The organism is Azospirillum sp. TSO22-1, from assembly GCF_003116015.1.
GTDB lineage: Bacteria > Pseudomonadota > Alphaproteobacteria > Azospirillales > Azospirillaceae > Azospirillum.
In genome coordinates this window covers 24471-42455 of the sequence record NZ_LGQZ01000048.1, presented here as the reverse complement: position 1 = coordinate 42455, position 17985 = coordinate 24471, and the positions used below count along the sequence as shown (strand labels likewise).

The following is a 17985-nucleotide window of genomic DNA, read 5'->3' as shown; positions in this document are numbered from 1 at the left end:
ATCAAAGGCGCCTGATGGCTTCCATCAGGCGCCTTTGATCCAACCCGGCAGCTCAATGCACAGCATTGAGCGGGAGGGGCATACGGCCGACGCCTTTAGGCGTCGGCCGTATGAGGCGTCGAGGGGGCACCAGCTTGGGCATCAAGGCGCCAGCCGGGCCGCCCATCCATGGGTACGCACGGCGCCCGACACCGTCGCCGCGACGCTGGCGGAGCTGGAGGCCCAGCTCTCGCGCGCCGAGGCGACGGCCGCCTCGTGCATCAGGTCAGTTCGGCGAGCGCCGCGGCGCGGGCGGACCGGGTCGCGGCGTGGTGGTCCTTGGCAAGCACCGTGTAGACCGCCGGCAGCACGAACAGCGTGAACAGCGTGCCGATCAGCATGCCGGCGACGATGACCAGGCCGATGGAGAACCGGCTGGCCGCTCCGGCCCCGGACGCCGTCAGCAGCGGCACGAGGCCGACCACCATCGCCGCCGTGGTCATCAGGATCGGACGCAGGCGGACGCGCGCCGCGTGCTCGATGGCGGTGCGGCGGTCCACCCCTTCGTTGATCTGCATCTCGCGGGCGAACTCCACCAGCAGGATGCCGTGCTTGCTGATCAGGCCGATCAGGGTGACGAGGCCGACCTGGGTGTAGATGTTCATGGTCGACAGGCCGAAGAACAGCGGCAGCAGCGCGCCGCAGATGGACATCGGCACCGAGACCAGGATCACCAGCGGATCGCGCAGCGACTCGAACTGCGCCGCCAGCACCAGATAGATGACGATCAGCGCGAAGACGAAGGTCACCATCAGCTGGTTGCCCTCCGTCACGTACTGCCGCGATTCCGACAGGTAGGCGTGGTTGAAGCCCGCCGGCAGCTGGGTGCGCGCCTGTTCCTCCAGGAAGGCCACCGCCTGCCCGATGGTGACGCCGGGCATCGGCACGGCGGAGAAGGTCGCCGAGGGCAGCTGGTTGTACTTGTTCAGCGCGTTCGGCTCGGTCCCCGTCTCGATGGAGACGACCGTGGACAGCGGGATCTGCGCGCCGGTGCCGGTGGCGACGTAGAAGGTGCTGAGATCCTCCGGGGTCAGGCGCTGGGCGCGCGGCACCTGGGGGATGACCTCGTACGAGCGGCCGTTCAGGTTGAAGCGGTTGACGTAGTTGCCGCCGGCCAGCACCGCCAGCGTGTTGCCGACGGCCTGCATGGACAGGCCGAGGTCCGCCGCCTTGGAACGGTCGATCTTCAGGCGGACCACCGGGCTGTCGTATTGCAGGTCGCTGTCGGTGACGATGAACATGCCGCTCTTCGTCGCCGCGTCCTTGATGCGCTCGATGGCGTCGAAGATCGTGCGGTAGTCGGTGGTGCTGGAGATCACCATCTGCACCGGCAGGCCGCCGGTCGAGCCGGGCAGGGCCGGCGGCGACACCAGGAAGACGTTGATGCCGGTGACCTTGCTCAGCTCCGCCTGGGCCAGCGGCTGCAGCTCCTTGGCCGAGCGCGCGCGCTCCCCCCACGGTTTCAGGATCATGCCGGCGAAGCCCTGGTTCAGCGTCGGCATGCCGGTCAGCACGAAGCGGGTGTCGGTCTCCGGGAACGACTTGAAGGTGTCGTCGATCTGCTTGCCGAAGCTGTCGATGTAGTCGAGGTTGGCGTACTGCGGCGCCTTGGAGATGCCGAACAGGATGCCCTGGTCCTCCTCCGGCGCCAGCTCCGCCATGGTGTTGGCGAACAGGTAGCCGACGCTCAGCAGGATGCCGACGGCGAACAGCAGCGTCGCCGCGCGGTAGTCCAGCATGCCGTCGAGGCGGCGGACGTACCAGCCGGCCAGCCGGTCGAAGCTGCGGTCGAGGAAGGCGGCGAAGCGCCCCTGGTGGCCGGTGTCGGTCAGGATGACCGAGCACATCATCGGCGACAGGGTCAGCGCCACGATGCCGGAGACGACCACCGACCCGGCCAGGGTGAAGGCGAACTCGCGGAACAGGGCACCGGTCAGGCCGCCCAGGAGGCCGATGGGGGCGTAGACGGCGGCCAGCGTGATGGTCATGGAGATGACCGGGCCGACGATCTCGCGCGCGCCGACGATGGCGGCGGCGACGGGGGACTTCCCCTCCTCCAGGTGCCGGTGGACGTTCTCCACCACCACGATGGCGTCATCGACGACGAGGCCGATGGCAAGCACCATCGCCAGCAGCGTCAGCAGGTTCAGCGAGAAGCCCATCGCCAGCATGAAGGTGCAGGCGCCGACGATGGACAGCGGGATCGTCACCACCGGGATCAGCACCGACCGGAAGGACCCCAGGAACAGGAAGATCACCACGATGACGATGGCGACCGCCTCCAGCAGCGTCTTCACCACCTCGTCGATGGAGGACTGGATGAAGCGCGTGCTGTCGTAGACGATCTCCATCTGCATGCCGGGCGGCAGGTTGCGCCGCAGCTCCGGCTCCATCTTGCGGATGTCGGCGACGATGTTCAGCGGGTTGCCGGTGGGGGTGGAATCCACGCCGATGAAGATCGCCTGCTGGCCGTTCATCGCGACGCTGGCGTTGAAGCTCTGGGCGCCCAGCTCGACGGTGGCGACGTCGCGCATGCGGACCAGCGCGCCGTCCTTGGCCTTCACCACCATGTCGCGGAACTGCTCGACGTCGGTCAGGCCGGTGTTGGCGGTGACGTTGGTGACGACGAACACGCCCTTGGTCTGCCCGGGGGCCGACTGGAAGTTGTTCGCCGCGATGGCCACCGACACGTCGCTGGGCGAGATGCCGCGCGCCGCCATCCGCACCGGGTCCAGCCACAGCCGCATGGCGAAGGTCTGGCCGCCGAGGATCTGCGCCCGCGCCACGCCCTCGACCGTCGACAGGTTCGGCTGCACGACGCGGGTCAGGTAGTCGGAGATCGCCGCCCCGGACAGCTCCGGGCTGGAGAAGCCCATGTAGAGGATCGACGTCGTCTCGCCGGTCGATTTCAGGATGACCGGGTCGTTGGCCTCGCGCGGGAGCTGGTACTTCACCTGCTGCACCTTCGCCATCACGTCGGTCATCGCGACGTTGGGGTCGAAGTTCAGCCGGATGTAGGCGGTCACCACGCTCTGCCCCTGGGTCGAGGACGAGGTCAGGTAGTCGATGCCCTCCGCCGTCGCCACCGCCTGCTCGATCGGCGTGGCGATGAAGCCCTGCATCAGGTCGGGCGAGGCGCCGGGGTACGAGGTGGTGACGGTGATGACCGTGTTCTGCAACTGCGGGTACTGCCGGATCGGCATTTCCAGCAGCGCCCGCAGCCCGACCAGCAGGATCAGCAGGCTGACCACCACGGCCAGGACCGGCCGGCGGATGAAGATGTCGGTGAACGTCATGGCGCCGGCCTCAGTTCCGCGGCAGGGTTTGCGGTGCGGTCAGCGGGTTGCCTTCCGCCGGTACCACGACCGCGCCGTTGGCCAGCTTGAGCTGGCCCGACACCACCACGCGGTCGCCGGGGTTGAGCCCGCTGCGGATCTCGACGCGGTTCGGCAGGCGGTCGCCGACCTTGACCGGCACGCGCTGGACCGTCAGCCGGTCCGCGCCGTCCTCCGCCTTCCCGTTCTTCGCGACGAACACGCTGTCGCCGTAGACCGTGTAGTCGACCGCGGTTTCCGGCACGGTCAGGGTGTCGGGCTGCGGCGGCAGCACGACGCGCACGTTGGCGAACATGCCGGGGCGCAGCATCCGCTCGCGGTTGTCCAGCGTCGCCTGCACCTTGATGGCGCGGGTGTCGGCGCTGACCTGGGGCTCGATGGTGCCGATCGTCGCCTCGAAGTCGCGGCCGGCGAAGGCGTCGGCGTTGATCAGCACCTTCTGCCCGACCGCCAGCCGCGGCAGGGTCTGTTCCGGCAGCGAGAAGTTGACGTACAGCGTCGACAGGTCGGTCAGCGTCACGACGGCGGCGCCGGTGTCGAGGTGTTCGCCGACGTTGATCTGCCGGATGCCGAGCTCGCCGTCGAAGGGCGCCTTGATCAGCTTCTGGGCGATCAGCGCCTGGGTGCGCTTCTGGTTCGCCATGATCTCGTCGAGCTGGGCCTGGAACTGGTCGACGCTGCTCTGCGGCGTCGCCTGGCTGCGGCGCAGGTCGCGGGCGCGCTCCAGGTTCAGTTCGGCCAGGCGGCCCTGGGCGCGCTGCGCCAGAAGGTCGGCCTGCTCGGTCGCGTCGTTCAGCTGCACCAGCGGGTCGCCGGCCTTCACCCTGGCGCCGGATTCGAAGGCGATCTGGGTGACGCGGCCGGCGACTTCTGGGGCGACCGTCACCTGGCGGGACGCGGTCAGCGTGCCGATGGCCGTCAGGTACTTGGGGATCGACTGCACCGTCGCCTCGGCCAGCGCCACCGGGGTGGGCGGCGGCTTGTTGCCGGCGAAGAAGTCGGAAATCGCCTTGTTCCGGAAGGTGTTGAAGCCGTAGAGCGCGCCGCCGAGCAGGGCGAGGATCAGCGCGGTGACGATCAGGCGGATGACCAGCCCGCGCCGGCTGACCGGGCGCCGCGCCAGCGTCGGCACCCCGGGATCCTCGGCGTCGGCCGGGTGCCCGAACGACGTCTCGGCCTTGGAATGGTTGTCCAGCATCACGATCGGTTACTCCGGTTTTCCGCAATCGTTTCGGGGCGCGTGGTTCAGCGGCGGGGTCGGATCAAAGGAGGGCATCGAACGGCGCGTGGGGGAAACGGTCGCTCCCCTCCTGGGCGGCGATGGCCTCCTCGCGCATTCCGAGGCCGCGCAGGATGAACCAGATGGCTTGGCGGGCGAGGTCGCGGCGGTCGCAGGAATAGGCAATGAGCGAGCGTTCGGACAGGCAGACCGCAGCCATCATGGTGCAGAGGTGATCGGCCATCCACATCCCCGTCCCGGCCTCGACCGGCCCGCCGGCCAGATCGCCGCCGACCTCCGCGGCATGGACGGAGGCGGTGAAGGCGGGATGGAAGCGCTCATGCAGGCCGTCGTAGACGCGGCGCATGAGTTCCCCATCCTCCAGCAGCCCGTAAAGCACAAGCCGTTGCCGTGCCCGCTCCTCCGGAACAGCCGGAACCTCGAACAGGAAGTACGAGACCAGCGCCTGGACGATCTGCACCAGCGTGGCGGCCGACGGCGGCAGCGCCACGAGGCGGGCGTACTCCGGGTCATTGTCGATGCAGCTCAGGAAAATCGCCTCGTACAGCGAGGCCTTCGACGGGAAGTGCTTGAAGATGAGGGCCTCGGACACGCCCGCCGCCTGGGCGATCTCCTTGGTCGTGGTCGCGGCGAAGCCCTTGCGCGCGAACAGCGGCAGCGCGGCGTCGAGAATCAACGTTCGGCGGGCGGAGCTGTCGAGACGGGGGGCCATGTCCGCGGTTCTTAGGGTTGTAAGTAAGTGCTTACTTACTATCTGCTCCGTCAGGTGTAACGTGAAGGCGCCCGCTTGTCCATACGCTTTGTCGTTCGGCCCCGTGGCAGGGGTCGCTATGGGGGCTGATACGGCCGGCGCATGGATGCTTCCATGATCGGCCGGCCGTATCACCCTCTCGCTCAATGCGTTGCATTGAGCTGCCGGGTTTGAATCAAAGGCGCTTGATGGAAGCCATCACGCGCCTTTGATATGAGATGGGGGTGGATGATTGATCGACGGACTCCAACTCAGGTTGGAGGAGTTTCCGTGGGGCGGGTCAAAATGCACCTTCCGCCAATTCCGGCGCGCGGTGGCGCTTCCGACGCAAGCCTCCTCGGCCCTTGCGGGATCTACCCGCGCGACGGCGCGGCGTCACCGGACGGCGGCGTTCCCGTTGCGGTTCGCCACACGCGCAGGCCGAAAACCGCGAACAGGATGGTGACCAGCGGGTTCAGGATGTTGAAGAAGCAGTACGCGGCGAAGCCGGTCGCCGGCACGCCGAGCGCCGCGGCCATGTAGGCGCCGCAGCTGTTCCAGGCGATGAGCGGCGAGGTCACGGTGGCCGAGTCCCCGACGACGCGCGACAACAGCACGGGTGCCAGCCCGCGCTTGGCGAACTCGCCCTTGAACAGCCGGCCGGGCAGGGCGATCGCGATGTACTGGTCCGAGGTGACGACGTTGGTCCCGATGCAGGTGGCCACCACGGCGGTCACCAGCCCGCCGACCGACTTCATCCGGTGGATGACCGGGTCGATCAGGCGGTTGAGCAGCCCGGCGTGCTCCACCGTCGCGCCGAAGGAGAGCGCGGTGATGATCAGCCACACGGTGTTCATCATGCTCGACATGCCGCCGCGCGTCAGGATCGTGTCGAGCGCCGCGTTGCCGCTGTGCGCGGTGTAGCCGGTGGCGAGCGCCATCCACACGCCCTTCACCGCGGCCACCGCCGGCGGCAGCTCCGGCGCGGCGGCGAACGCGACGACGCGCGCCGGCTCCTGAACGACCGCCAGGACACCACCGGCCAGCGCGCCGAAGAAGATGGTGATGAAGGGCGGGAAGCGGATGATCGACAGGCCGAGGACGAGCAGCAACGGCGCGAAGGCCCAGGGCGAGACCGCGAAGCTGCTTTCGATGCCGGACAGCATGGCCGAGGCGTCGAAGTCGCCGGGGGTGCCCAGCGCCGCGAACAGGGCGGTGGCGACGAGCAGGGAGGGAACCGAGGTGAACAGCGACTCCCGGATGTGCTCGTAGATCCCGGATCCGGCCACCGCGGTCGCCAGATTGGCGGTGTCGGACAGCGGCGAGGCCTTGTCGCCGAAGTAGGCGCCGGAAATGACGGCGCCGGCGGTGATCTCCGGCGACAGGTTCATGCTGGCGGCGACGCCCATCAGCCCGATGCCGACGGTGCCCGCCACGGTCCAGGAGCTGCCGATGCTGAAGCCGATCAGCGCGCAGATGAGCGCGGTCGTCGCGTAGAAGAAGTTCGGGCTGAGGATCTGGAGGCCGTAGTAGACCATCGCCACGATGGTCCCGCTGAGCGCCCAGGTCCCGATCAGCGCCCCCACCGCCAGCAGGATCATGATGGGGGCGAGGCCGGTCGACACGCCGTCGATCACCGCCTGGCGCAAGCCCTCCCAGGGCATGCCGTTCTTCCAGGCGATTCCCGCCGCGACGATCCCGGCGAAGAGCAGCGCGATCTGGTTGGGGCCGGCCGACGCGTCCTTGCCGAACAGCAGGTAGGACAGCATCAGCAGGCCGACGAGGGCGACCATGGGAATCAGCGCGTCGAGCAGCGACGGGGGGCGGACGTCCCGCACGGTCCCGTCCAGTGCCGTCAGGTGCAACGCCATGGCCGAACCCTCCCCGTCACGATCCGCGCACCTCTGGATCGGCGCCCCGCGGCGCCGGCCGCTAGGGGTGCCAGGACATCCCCGCGAACGATGTGCTGATGAGCGTGCCCTTGTCCCCGCGCACGATGGCCGGGATGTCGGCGAGGGCGCCGATCGCCGCCGTCCGTCCCGTGGCCGCGGCGAAGCGGCACGCGGCGTCCACCTTCGGGCCCATGGACCCGGCCGGGAAGCTGTGCCCTGCCATCGCCTCCGGACTGGCGCGATGGATGGCCTTCGCACCGGGCGTCCCCCATCCGACGAATACGGCGTCGGCATCCGTCGCCATGATCAGGAGATCGGCGTCCAGGTCGCGGGCCAGCAGCTCGGAGCAGAGATCCTTGTCGATCACCGCCTCCACCCCGACCAGCGTGCGCTCCGCGTCCTTCCGGTACATGGTCGGGATGCCGCCGCCGCCGGCGCAGATCACGATGACGCCCTGCTCCAGCAGCCAGCGGATCGGCCGGATCTCGAAGATCCGCTTGGGCGCCGGCGATGGCACGACGCGCCGCCACGCCGTGCCGTCCGGCTTGAAGACCCAGCCCTTCTCGGCCGCCATCCGCTCGGCCTCGGGGGCGCCGTAGACCGGTCCCACGAACTTGGTGGGATCCTGGAAGGCGGGATCGTCGCCGTCGACCTCCACCATGGTCAGCAGGGTGGCGAAGGGAACCTCGAACGGCAGCAGGTTGCCCAGCTCCTGCTCGATCATGTAGCCGATCATGCCCTCGGTCTCGGCGCCGAGGACGTCCAGGGGATACGCCTCGTCCGGCTTGTAGGCGGCACCCTGGAGCGCCAGCAGGCCGACCTGCGGCCCGTTGCCGTGGCTGATCACCAGCTGGTGTTCGCCGGCGACGGGGGCGAGCGCCTCGGCGGCGCGGCGGACGTTGACGCGCTGCACGTCGGCGGTCATCGGCTCGCCGCGTTTCAGCAGGGCGTTCCCGCCCAGGGCTACGACGATGCGCATGGCGTCATTCCCCCAGCGTGGCGACCAGCAGCGCCTTGATCGTGTGCATGCGGTTCTCCGCCTGCTCGAAGGCGACGTTCGCACTGGACTCGAAGACGTCGTTGGTGACCTCGAGCCCGTTGGGCATGCCGTAGTCCTGCGCGATCTGCCGGCCGAGGGTGGTCTCGGCGTCGTGGAACGCCGGCAGGCAATGCATGAACTTGACCTGCGGGTTGCCGCTCGCCGCCATCAGCTCGGCGTTGACCTGATAGGGCTTGAGCAGCGCGATGCGCTCCTTCCACACCTCCTTGGGCTCTCCCATGGAGACCCAGACGTCGGTGTGGATGAAGTCCACCCCGTTCACCGCCTCCTGGACGTTGTCGGTGATGGTCAGCCGCGCGCCGGACTCGCGGGCGAGGGTGTGGGCGATCTTCGTGTACTCCTCCGACGGCCACAGGCTCTTCGGGCCGCAGATCCGCACGTTCATGCCCATCAGGCAGCCGACGATCATCAGCGAATGGCCCATGTTCGACCGGGTGTCGCCGACGTAGGCGTAGGAGATGTTGGGGATCGGCTTGTCGCTGTGCTCGCGCATCGTCATGACGTCGGCGAGCATCTGGGTGGGGTGGTACTCGTCGGTGAGGCCGTTGTAGACCGGCACGCCGGCGTATTTGGCCAGCTGCTCGACGCCCTGCTGCGCCGCGCCGCGGTATTCGATGGCGTCGTACATGCGGCCCAGCACGCGCGCCGTGTCCTTGAAGGACTCCTTGTGGCCGATCTGCGAGCCGGAGGGGTCGAGGTAGGTGACGTTGGCCCCCTGGTCGTAGCAGGCGACCTCGAAGGCGCAGCGGGTGCGGGTCGAGGTCTTCTCGAAGATCAGGCAGATCTCCTTGCCGCGCAGGTGCTGCTGTTCGGTCTTGGCGTACTTCGCGCGCTTCAGGTCGCGCGCCAGATCGAGCAGGTAGCGGAACTCCTGCGGCGTGTAGTCCTGCACGGTGAGCAGAGAGCGGTTGCGCAGGTTGAAGCCCATCGGTGTCCTCCCTTGATCCGTGATCAGTAGGCCGCTTCCCGCCAGATCGGACAGGTCATGCAGTGACCGCCGCCGCGGCCGCGGCCAAGCTCGGCGCCGCGGACGGTGATGACCTCGATGCCGGCCTTGCGCAGCAGCGTGTTGGTGTAGGTGTTGCGGTCGTAGGCGACCACCACGCCGGGTTCGAGCGCCACGACGTTGTTGCCGTCGTCCCACTGCTCGCGTTCCGCCTCGTAGGCGTTGCCGCCGGTGCCGACGACGCGGAGCCTGGGAAGGCCCAGCGCCTCGGCGGCGACCTCGAGCAGCGGCTTCGTCTCGGGCCGCACCTCGAAGCGGCCGTCGTCGCCGGCGGGATAGGCGGTGTAGCAGCGGATCTGGTCGACGACCTCGCGGAAGACGGTGACCAGATCGCGGTCGCAGAAGCTGAACACCGTGTCGAGGTGCATGGCCGCGCGGCTCTTCGGCATCACGCAGGCGATGACCCGCGACGCCGCGCCGCTGCGGAACAGCGACCGGGCGACCTGCCCGACCGCCTGGCGGTTGGTGCGTTCGCCCATGCCGATGAGGACGACGCCCTTGCCGATCGCCATCACGTCGCCGCCCTCCATGGACGCGCCGGTGAAGTCCTCGTCGGAATCGCCCCACCAGATGGTGAAGCCGCCGTTCCGGAAGCGCGGGTGGAACTTGTAGACCGCGCGCTGCAGCAGCGTCTCCGGCTTGCGGGCGGGCCAGTACATCGGGTTGCAGGTCACGCCGTTGTAGATCCAGCAGGACGGATCCCGCTGGAACAGGGTGTTGGGAATCGGCGGCAGCACGAACTCGGTGCCGCCGATCGCCTCGCGCAGCAGCGCGCTCACGGTGGCTTCCGGCAGGTCCGAGACGGCGATGCCGCCGATCAGATGGATGGCCAGCTGCTTGGACGGCATCTCGTCCAGCCACGGGCGCATGACCGCGGCGGCGGCGATCCCGACGGTGTTGGCGGTGACGCGGCGGTCGAGCACGAACGCCCGCCCCTGCGGATCGTCGAGCGCCCCGGCGAGCAGGTCGTGCAGCTCCAGCACCTCGACCCCGCGCTCCTCCATCTTCAGTACGAAGTCGTGGTGGTCCTTCTGCGCCTCGTGCACCCAGATGACGTCGTCGAACAGCAGTTCGTGGCAGTTGCCGGGGGTGAGGCGCTGGTGCGCCAGCGACGGCCGGCAGACCAGCACGGTGCGCAGCTTGCCGACTTCCGAATGCACGCCAACGTCATGCATGTCACACCTTCCTATTCGGTCAGAGCGGGCCTGTTTTGTCAGAGCGGGCTGATCGTGCCCGTCCACATGAGCCAGGCGGCGAGCAGCGCGAGGAGCACGATGAGCGCGGCGATGACCGTCTCGGCGCCGCTGAAGGCGCGTTCGCCGCGTTCCCGCCGGGCCCGGAGATAGACGAGGATGCCGGGCGCGAAGAGAACCGCGCACATCAGCAGGTACTGGAGGCCGGCCGCGTACACCAGCCAGAGGCCGTACGTCGTCGCCAGTGCGCCGACGGCGATGTCCTTGGTCCGCGGTTCGGCGCCGTAGCCCTCTCCGGTCAGGGCGAGCTTCAGCGCGTAGGCGCCGGACAGCACGTAGGGCGGCAGGATCGCCACCGAGGCGATGAAGTAGAAGAACTGGTAGGCGCTCTGCGACAGGAAGGTGAGCCCGAGGAAAAGCTGGATGAGCAGGTTCGTCGCCCACAGCGAGTTCACCGGCGAGCCGTTGGCGTTCTCCGCCGCGAACCATTTCGGGAAGGTGCCGTCGCGGCCGCAGGTGTAGGGAATCTCGGCGCACAGCAGCGTCCAGGACAGGAACGCGCCGCCGACCGAGATGACCAGCCCGATGCTGATGAGCGCCGCGCCCCACGGCCCGACCAGGGATTCGAGCACGCCCGCCATGGACGGCACCTTGAGCCCCGCGAGTTCGGGCTGCGACAGCAGGCCGGTCGCCAGCAGCGAGACCAGGACGTAGATCCCCAGCGCGCCGACGAAGCCGATGACGGTCGCCCGCCCGACGTCGGAGCGCCGGGCAGCGCGGGCGGAATAGACGCTGGCGCCTTCGATGCCGATGAACACCCACAGGGTCACCAGCATGGTGCTCTTCACCTGCGCCATCACCGAACCGAGGCCCTCGGAACCAGCCGCCCCGGCGCCCCAGAAATCCAGCGTGAAGCGGTCCCAATGGAAGCCGATGATGGCCAGGACGATGAACAGGAACAGTGGCACCAGCTTGGCGATCGAGGTGACGACGTTCACGAAGGCGGCCTGCTTGATCCCGCCCAGCACGAGCGCGTGGACCAGCCACAGGCAGAGCGATGCGCCGACGATGGACGGCAGGTTGTTGCCGCTGCCGAACACGGGGAAGAAGTGGGAAAGCGCCGAGAAGATGGCCACCGCGTAGGCCACGTTGCCGAGGAAGGCACTCAGCCAATAGCCCCAGGCGCTGTTGAAGCCGACGAAGGGGCCGAAACCGGCCTTGGCGTAGGCGTAGGGGCCGGCGTTGAGATCGGGTTTGCGCACGGCCAGGCCCTGGTAGACGAAGGCCAGCATGAGCATGCCCACGCCGGTGATCAGCCAGCCGATCAGGATGGCGCCGGGGGAGGCGGCCTTGGACATGTCCGAAGGCAGGTTGAAGACCCCGCCGCCGATCATGGAACCGATGACGAGGGCGACGAGCGGAAGCAGCGTCAGTTTCTGCGACTGTCCGGTCGCGTGAACGGTCTCGGCCGGAGCCCGGCCCGTGAAGTCCGCCGTCGTCATTGCGTTTTCCTCCCGCGCCGGGTGGACATCGCCCGTCGCTCCGGCGAGCGAATTCCGCCGAATGGGATGTGAGCATCAGTGAAGCTTGAATGAGAGGTTGTTACGGTACATGATTGCAACCTAAAGTGTGAAGCTGTTACGGTAACGTCAGACCCGACGATTGGCCGGGGAACTGGGGTGCTGCGCTGGTTGGGTGTTCAAAGCACTCTGCATGAGTACAATATGGATGGGTGCTGCCTCTCGGTGGGGGCGCACTCCCTTTCCTTTAGGATCGCAAGCGCATGATCATTCTCCAGCGGCAGGATGATGCGCTCCATGACATTGACTCGGCGGCCGCCACGATCATAGGGGCCGAGAATATGCAACGGCCGCCGCCACTTCTGTATCAGTCGGTATGGGCCAAGAAGAATGTTCAGTGTGGTTGGCATTACTTCTATGAATTTCTTGCCAGAAATATCAATTCCGTAATAGTCGGATATTTTGCATCCGGCGGATATGACACTGCAGGTGGCGATATTTTTCCCAATTACGAATAGGATCGACGAGTCGGCCCACGCGGCAACGGTATTGCGTCGGGAAAGCTGAAGGGGTGGCAGTCCAGATTTGCGGCGCAATCTTTCGTGCTCCCAAAGCCTAAACAGCTTCATGAATTCAGGGCTTGCATTGTGTTTGTGCATGGATGCCCTTGGAATCGCAATCATTGCGCGGCCAATTTCTCAAATAGTACTTTGGAATGCATGGTGGCGACAATGGTCGATTATTTGAAAGATTGCCGGTGAAACTCAGGCATTATAAATTCGTGGAGTGGAAGGCGCATTGTGGCTCGGAATGAGCGAGGTTCGAATTTGTTCAATTTAAAAATTTTCGGAGCACAATATTTTCAAAATCAGGATCATGGGAAAAGTAAAAAAATTATGTTTCAGGTAAGCTACAGTAACCATATAGGATAAGACAGAAAATTACGTTCGTATAATGTTTCGACACGATATTGTATATTGGCAAGATCGTGTGGCAATTTTTGGGGAGATTGGTTCGATCGCCGCATTGCGGGGCTTGCATCGTTTGGAATAGGTGGAGGACTGGGAAATCTCTGGGTGCCACCGAGGCGCCAATCGCCACCCAAATGCTGATGTTGGCACATTAGCGCTCGCATACGAAAGTGGTGCTTGCGCGCCATCCATTCGCCCGTCAAGCAGGGCGCCCAGCCGCCCTCTCGTCCGCTGGTGGACCCGCGTTGTGAAGTGGCCGAGTTCGGTCGTGATCGGCAGAGTGCAGACATCGGGTTTTTGGCTTTTCTCTCCATCCACTGGAACGACAAACCCTAGGGGTCAGGATATCGTTGAAGGTTGACATGATCGAGCCGCCATCTGTTCCGCGAGCCGAGCGAAATGGTCGATGGTTCCTGCGCCCTTTGCAGGTGTGGACCTGGCTTGTGCTCGTCGTGGCGGCCAGTGTCCTGCCGCTTGCGCTGTTCTCCGGGAGGCTTCTCATCCGCGGCGCTGCCGAGGAAACCAGACAAACCGAACAGCTGGTGCGCGATCGGGCGCTGCTCGTGGCGGAGGACGTCGATCGCGGGTTGTCCCGCATCTTCGGTGCGGCGGAACGCCTGGCCTCCATCGGAAGCACCGTCGTGCTTTCAACACCGCGGTCCATCGTCGAGGCGCACGGCGGCCGGATACGGGCCGATGCCAATCCCGGGGGCGGCGCTGTCTTCCTCGTGACCATGCCGATGGCGGAGGCTCCCGCACATGCCTGAACACCTCGTTCACGTCGTGGATGACGACACGCCGTTCCGCCAATCCGTTGCCCTGATGCTTGCGGAATGCGGCTACGCCGTGATGGAGCATTCCGATGGCTGGAGCTTCGTCAGGGCAGTTCAGGCCCGTGCGGTGGGGTGCGGGCTCGTCGATGTCTCGTTGCCGGATCTGGACGGTATCGAACTCCAGCAAATGCTCAAGGATCGCGGCATCACGGTGCCCCTGGTGTTCATGACGGACCGGGCCGCGGTGCCGACGGTGGTTCGCGCCATGAAGGCCGGCGCCATAGACTTCATCGAAAAGCCTTTTGAACGCCGTACGCTGCTCTCCGCCATCGATGCGGCGCTCGCCCGATACGATGCCACGGAGGATCCCGAACTTGCGGAGTTCCGCACCCGGCTGGCCAGGCTTTCCCACCGGGAGCGGGAGGTTCTCGACGGCATCGTCGCCGGGCTGCCGACCAGGGTCATCGCCTACCGGCTTGGTATCAGTCCAAGGACCGTTGACGCCCACCGGGCGAAGATCGGGGCCCGGCTCCACGTCTCCGGGCTGCCGAACCTCATCCGCCTGTCGCTCGCTGCCGGCGTGACGGGAGAGCCGAAGCATTAGGGCGGCGGGCACGCATCGGTGCCGATGCGGCAGGTCTGCCGTATGCGGGAGCGAAGCCGCTAAGGCTTCACCGGTCCCTCCAGGGAGCTTCCTCCTTCGTTCCACAGCTGAAGTTCGGCCAGGATTTCCTGCTCGAGTTCCAGCACGATTTCCCGGCAGACGGCGTACTGCGCGGATGCGGAGGAGTCGCCCAGTCTCTCCAGGTGATGAAGCATTTCGACCGCTTCGCCGTAGTCTTCACACAAACCGTGGAAGAAACGGTTGTCCGAGGCATACTGCTTGATGGCCTGGGCCAGGTCGGGAAACCGCTCCGCCACATGTTGTGTCTTTTCCGACATGGATGCTCCCGCATGGGCATGGGGGCTTTCACTGGCTCTGGATCGATGTCGGATGCCTGCTTGGTGGGCGCCTGCCTTCGTTTCGATCTGTAGCAGCCTGCGGCGGGGGGCGTCCGGCTTTGAATAGGGCAACTGTTCACATTGATACGGTATCGGGCGCCACCCCGCATTTTTGTGCACGCTGCAAGACAAGATGGGTACATACCAATGGGTAGTGAAGGTGTCACCTGCACTTTCGTGCGGTCACTGTCACAGTCGGCGACTGAATGGACTGTCTAGCCAAACACAGTCGCTCCATCAAGGGGGTTGGAAAACCATAGCAAGTCAAAGTGGGTAGGTACATATACTGATTATCGATCATTTTATCAGTTGATCATTGCTGAATATCGCTCCTATGATTGTGGACGGGGGCGCTTGGGTATGCTGCGACATTTTCTCCGGCAGGCCTGCTGCCGCTCATGACGCGAACGCACCCGATAAGCCGGTAAGGCGCCAAGTTGGGGGGAGTTCATGCCTAACACCTCTGATGAATCGATCCCGCCGAAGTTGATCGAGGATGCGCTGGAGCGTGTTCTGGCCAGTCGGGGATTCCGCGGGTCCACCAGGAAGCGCCGGTTCCTGAAGTTCGTCGTCGAAGAGACGCAGGCCGGCCATGCCGACCGGATCAAAGCCTTCACCATCGCGATGGATGTGTTCGATCGCGATGCCAACTTCGATCCGCTGCTCGACCCGGTGGTCCGAATCCAGGCCGGCCGGATCCGGCGGTGTCTGGAGCAGTATTATCTGACCGAAGGCGCTTTGGACCGCATCCAGATCACCATCCCGAAAGGTGGCTACGTACCACGGTTCATCGTGAAGCAAGGGGCGGACCCGCTTGAGAACGCCGATGCGTTCGCGGATCCGGAACTGCCGGGCGCCGTCGGCGCGAGCACCGTTTCGACGCGGCCGGGCGTGACCGGCAGTTCCATGCCCGGCAACGCATCGAAGCGATCGTTGCGTGCGATGGTTGCGGCTGTTAAGCGCCACGGGGTTGCCGCCGGCGGGATTGTGGTTGCCGTCCTGCTTTCGCTGCTCGCGGTCGTATGGTTCTCCGCACCCGCGCCGCAACCGGTCAAAGGGGAAAAACTCGCCGCCAACGTACGTGGGCCGGCGCTCATGGTGCTGCCCCTTACGAATGGCACCGGGAGCACGGCGCAGGACGTGTTCGTCGAGGGCTTCACCGAGGATCTTATCGGCGCTCTGATCCGATTCAGGAATGTGTTCGTCTTCGGGGCGCGCACGACGTTCCGCTATGGATCCGAAACGGCGCTGCGCAAGGCCGGCGTCGACACGAACATCGACTACGTCCTGAAAGGCAGCGTCAGCCAGGCCGGCGACCAGATACAAATCAATGTCGCGTTGATCGATGCGCACGATCAGCGCTACGTCTGGTCGAACGGGTATCGCGGCACATTCAATTCCTCCAACATGATCGACGTCCGCCAGGACATCGCGGTTCAGGTCGCCCGCACCCTGGCGCAGTCGAACGGCGTGATCGACAAGGAGGAAATGCGGGCCACGGCCACGTTGTCTCCCACCGCGCTGTCCTCCTACGAATGCATGCTGCGGACGCGGCGGTATTGGCGGCAGCTGAATGCGGATCTTCACGGCCAAGCGAGGACCTGCCTGGAACGCTCGGTCCAGACCGATCCGCTTTACGCGGACGCCTGGGCGGCGCTGGCCATCGCGTACATCGACGAGGCCCGTCTGGGCTTCAACCCGGCCAGGTCTCGCCCCGATCCAATTGCGTCCGGCCTTCAGCTGGCGGAACACGCCGCGACCCTGGCGCCCGACAGTCCTTTGCCGCAGAAGGCTCTTGCCCTCGCGTATTGGCTGCGCCGCGAGCCCGACCGCAGCATCGCGTCCTATGAAAAGGCACTCGCGCTCAATCCCAACGACAGCGATATCCTCGCCGACCTCGGGCGGAGCTACAGCCTGATCGGCGAATGGGACAAGGGCATTCCACTGATCCGCGAGGCTTTCGCGCGCAACCCGGCTCATCCCGACTGGTACCGTATCACCTTTGCCGTATACCACTACGTGCATGGCCGATACGATGAGGCGCTCGCGGAAGCCAGGCGGGTCGATCAGCCGAACCTGGTCTACACGCATGTGGTCCTGGCGATGATTTACGGTCAGACGGGCCGCGGGGCCGACGCCGCCTACGAGGTCGGCGAGATCCTGCGCCTCGAACCCGAGTTCGGCGCCAAGGCCATCCCCGAATTCGAGCGTCGGAACATCAACCCGTCCACCATCGCCATGATCGTCGATGGGTTGCAAAAGGCCGGCCTCGCCATCGCTCCGCAATGGGCATCGACCGACGGGCGCTGACCAACGCGCCGAGGGCGCCACCTACCGTCGTCAGGAGGTTGGGCAACGTTACCGTAGCATGGGGCTGTGTTGGCGAATGCTACTTTTGTAGCGTTTACGTACTGAGGCTCAATGAGCTGCGGAACAACCTGCCACTTGAAGGATACGGCCATGAAAGCCTCGACTCATTGCTTTGGTGCTCTGATCGGAGTTCTAACCGTCGCCGGCCTGGCCGGATGCTCAACTCCGGAGATGACGCAGAAGCCCGCGGACATGGCGTCCGTTTCCGCCATGCGCCAGGACCCCGACCGGCCGGGGGCGTGGCTGTACAAGGTCCAGAACGTCGACTTCAAGCAGTACTCGCGCTTCATCATCGAACCGGCCACGATCTACCGCGGTCCCGAGGCGAGCTTCGCCGGCATGTCGGACGGGCAGCTCAACGAACTCGCGACCATGCTGACCGCCGAATCGCGCCGCGCCCTCGGGGACAGCTATGCGGTGACCACGCGTCCCACGCCCGGCACCGCGCGTGTCGTCCAGAAGATCGTCAGCGTCGAGGAAGGCTCGTCGGGCTCTTCGGGATCCCGGACGCTGCCCATCGGCGCCGTCTCCAACGCCGTTCAGGGGGCGCCCGGCGGCAGCAGCGGGTTCACCGGCTCGCTCGTCGTGGCCACCGAGATCTACGACGCCCAGTCCTCCAAGCTGCTCGCCGCGGCCGTGCGCCGCTACACGCCGCCGGTCTTCGACGTCGAAGCGACGATGTCGAGCATGGACACCGCCCGTACCGGAGTCCGCCAGGCGGCCGCCGACCTGCGAACCGCGGTCGACGTCGCCCAGGGCAAGCGGGCCCCCTTGAATCGCATGCCTGGTGGTGCAGGTACGGGCGGTTATGGCGGTTAGTGAGACGCGTGGCATCGGATGCCCACCGAGCACTA

Annotated in this window: 14 protein-coding genes; 5 read left to right on the top strand and 9 right to left on the bottom strand. The window is 65.9% G+C overall.

The window, feature by feature from the left end:
• Window positions 1-260: 260 nt before the first annotated feature.
• The 8 genes from TSO221_RS13810 to arcD form a co-directional block, all read right to left on the bottom strand.
• Window positions 261-3335, bottom strand: coding sequence for a multidrug efflux RND transporter permease subunit (locus tag TSO221_RS13810; RefSeq protein WP_109119081.1), 3075 nt, complete (start codon window positions 3333-3335; stop codon window positions 261-263).
• 10 nt (window positions 3336-3345) lie between these two features.
• Window positions 3346-4572, bottom strand: a complete 1227-nt coding sequence (locus TSO221_RS13805) for an efflux RND transporter periplasmic adaptor subunit (protein ID WP_109119080.1) — start codon at window positions 4570-4572, stop codon at window positions 3346-3348.
• A 64-nt stretch (window positions 4573-4636) separates the two neighbouring features.
• Window positions 4637-5326: a TetR/AcrR family transcriptional regulator gene (locus TSO221_RS13800; protein ID WP_109119079.1), complete on the bottom strand. Its 690-nt coding sequence runs from the start codon at window positions 5324-5326 to the stop codon at window positions 4637-4639.
• Window positions 5327-5718: 392 nt separating this feature from the next.
• Window positions 5719-7215 (bottom strand): Na+/H+ antiporter NhaC family protein, encoded by a 1497-nt coding sequence (locus TSO221_RS13795; RefSeq protein WP_109119078.1) that lies wholly within the window; start codon window positions 7213-7215, stop codon window positions 5719-5721.
• 61 nt (window positions 7216-7276) lie between these two features.
• A complete protein-coding gene (gene arcC / locus TSO221_RS13790; protein ID WP_109119077.1) occupies window positions 7277-8215 on the bottom strand; it encodes a carbamate kinase in 939 nt (312 codons plus the stop codon).
• A 4-nt stretch (window positions 8216-8219) separates the two neighbouring features.
• The gene (locus TSO221_RS13785; protein WP_109119076.1) at window positions 8220-9224 is read right to left on the bottom strand and encodes an ornithine carbamoyltransferase; all 1005 of its coding nucleotides are present in this window, start codon (window positions 9222-9224) and stop codon (window positions 8220-8222) included.
• A gap of 23 nt (window positions 9225-9247) precedes the next feature.
• Window positions 9248-10477: an arginine deiminase gene (arcA, locus tag TSO221_RS13780; protein WP_109119075.1), complete on the bottom strand. Its 1230-nt coding sequence runs from the start codon at window positions 10475-10477 to the stop codon at window positions 9248-9250.
• Between the two features lie 38 nt (window positions 10478-10515).
• The gene (arcD, locus tag TSO221_RS13775; protein WP_109119074.1) at window positions 10516-11997 is read right to left on the bottom strand and encodes an arginine-ornithine antiporter; all 1482 of its coding nucleotides are present in this window, start codon (window positions 11995-11997) and stop codon (window positions 10516-10518) included.
• 281 nt (window positions 11998-12278) lie between these two features.
• Here arcD and TSO221_RS34995 point away from each other — a divergent pair, with 281 nt between their 5' ends.
• From TSO221_RS34995 to TSO221_RS13765, 3 genes are all read left to right on the top strand, one after another.
• A complete protein-coding gene (locus TSO221_RS34995) occupies window positions 12279-12533 on the top strand; it encodes a hypothetical protein (protein WP_146208801.1) in 255 nt (84 codons plus the stop codon).
• A gap of 815 nt (window positions 12534-13348) precedes the next feature.
• Complete coding sequence (locus TSO221_RS13770) at window positions 13349-13753, top strand: hypothetical protein (protein WP_146208800.1); 405 nt, start codon at window positions 13349-13351, stop codon at window positions 13751-13753.
• Window positions 13746-14363, top strand: coding sequence for a response regulator (locus TSO221_RS13765; protein WP_109119072.1), 618 nt, complete (start codon window positions 13746-13748; stop codon window positions 14361-14363). The genes TSO221_RS13770 and TSO221_RS13765 overlap by 8 nt, the downstream gene beginning before the upstream one ends.
• A gap of 59 nt (window positions 14364-14422) precedes the next feature.
• Here TSO221_RS13765 and TSO221_RS13760 read toward each other — a convergent pair whose 3' ends face one another.
• On the bottom strand, window positions 14423-14701 hold the full coding sequence (locus TSO221_RS13760) for a hypothetical protein (RefSeq protein ID WP_146208799.1): 279 nt from the start codon (window positions 14699-14701) through the stop codon (window positions 14423-14425).
• 510 nt (window positions 14702-15211) lie between these two features.
• Here TSO221_RS13760 and TSO221_RS13755 point away from each other — a divergent pair.
• Window positions 15212-17071, top strand: coding sequence for a tetratricopeptide repeat protein (locus tag TSO221_RS13755; protein ID WP_146208798.1), 1860 nt, complete (start codon window positions 15212-15214; stop codon window positions 17069-17071).
• Window positions 17072-17221: 150 nt separating this feature from the next.
• Window positions 17222-17950 (top strand): DUF3313 domain-containing protein, encoded by a 729-nt coding sequence (locus tag TSO221_RS13750; RefSeq protein ID WP_158284088.1) that lies wholly within the window; start codon window positions 17222-17224, stop codon window positions 17948-17950.
• Window positions 17951-17985: the final 35 nt, after the last annotated feature.

What these genes read in the sequence shown, in the direction of transcription:
- TSO221_RS13805 (WP_109119080.1), bottom strand. Translation starts at nt 4,572, where the DNA reads ATGCTGGACAACCATTCCAAGGCCGAGACGTCGTTCGGGCACCCGGCC.
- TSO221_RS34995 (WP_146208801.1), top strand. Translation starts at nt 12,279, where the DNA reads ATGATCATTCTCCAGCGGCAGGATGATGCGCTCCATGACATTGACTCG.
- TSO221_RS13770 (WP_146208800.1), top strand. Translation starts at nt 13,349, where the DNA reads ATGATCGAGCCGCCATCTGTTCCGCGAGCCGAGCGAAATGGTCGATGG.
- TSO221_RS13795 (WP_109119078.1), bottom strand. Translation starts at nt 7,215, where the DNA reads ATGGCGTTGCACCTGACGGCACTGGACGGGACCGTGCGGGACGTCCGC.
- arcA (WP_109119075.1), bottom strand. Translation starts at nt 10,477, where the DNA reads ATGCATGACGTTGGCGTGCATTCGGAAGTCGGCAAGCTGCGCACCGTG.
- arcD (WP_109119074.1), bottom strand. Translation starts at nt 11,997, where the DNA reads ATGACGACGGCGGACTTCACGGGCCGGGCTCCGGCCGAGACCGTTCAC.
- TSO221_RS13800 (WP_109119079.1), bottom strand. Translation starts at nt 5,326, where the DNA reads ATGGCCCCCCGTCTCGACAGCTCCGCCCGCCGAACGTTGATTCTCGAC.
- TSO221_RS13785 (WP_109119076.1), bottom strand. Translation starts at nt 9,224, where the DNA reads ATGGGCTTCAACCTGCGCAACCGCTCTCTGCTCACCGTGCAGGACTAC.
- TSO221_RS13810 (WP_109119081.1), bottom strand. Translation starts at nt 3,335, where the DNA reads ATGACGTTCACCGACATCTTCATCCGCCGGCCGGTCCTGGCCGTGGTG.
- arcC (WP_109119077.1), bottom strand. Translation starts at nt 8,215, where the DNA reads ATGCGCATCGTCGTAGCCCTGGGCGGGAACGCCCTGCTGAAACGCGGC.
- TSO221_RS13750 (WP_158284088.1), top strand. Translation starts at nt 17,222, where the DNA reads ATGAAAGCCTCGACTCATTGCTTTGGTGCTCTGATCGGAGTTCTAACC.
- TSO221_RS13755 (WP_146208798.1), top strand. Translation starts at nt 15,212, where the DNA reads ATGCCTAACACCTCTGATGAATCGATCCCGCCGAAGTTGATCGAGGAT.
- TSO221_RS13765 (WP_109119072.1), top strand. Translation starts at nt 13,746, where the DNA reads ATGCCTGAACACCTCGTTCACGTCGTGGATGACGACACGCCGTTCCGC.
- TSO221_RS13760 (WP_146208799.1), bottom strand. Translation starts at nt 14,701, where the DNA reads ATGTCGGAAAAGACACAACATGTGGCGGAGCGGTTTCCCGACCTGGCC.